Source organism: Hyunsoonleella pacifica, assembly GCF_004310335.1.
Classification (GTDB): domain Bacteria; phylum Bacteroidota; class Bacteroidia; order Flavobacteriales; family Flavobacteriaceae; genus Jejuia; species Jejuia pacifica.
In genome coordinates, this window is sequence record NZ_SIRS01000023.1 from 1 (window position 1) to 313 (window position 313).

Annotated in this window: 1 protein-coding gene; it reads right to left on the reverse strand. The window is 38.3% G+C overall.

The window, feature by feature from the left end; translation table 11 throughout:
* Positions 1 to 293, reverse strand: a 293-nt coding sequence (locus tag EYD46_RS17600) for a UDP-2,3-diacylglucosamine diphosphatase (RefSeq protein ID WP_174719915.1), incomplete at its 3' end; no start/stop codon positions are given.
* Positions 294 to 313: the final 20 nt, after the last annotated feature.

Below are 313 nucleotides of genomic sequence, written 5' to 3' on the forward strand. Positions count from 1 at the left end.
TAGCCATTCATCCACAGATCGTGATTGCCAACAAAATAGTGAATGGGAATACCCGAGTCTGAAATTTCGGCAAGTTTCCATAGTGTTCTTGTAAACCCTCGAGGCACTACTGTTTTGTACTCAAACCAAAAGTCGAATAAGTCGCCTAGAAGAAAAATTACCGCGGCATCTTTTTTAATCTCATCTAACCATGCTACGAACTTCTTTTCTCTGGGAAACGAAGCTTCTTTGGTTGATGCTCCCAAGTGATTGTCTGAAGCAAAATATATTTTTTTTCCTTTTGGGATTTGCATGGTGTAAATATAACAAGTTT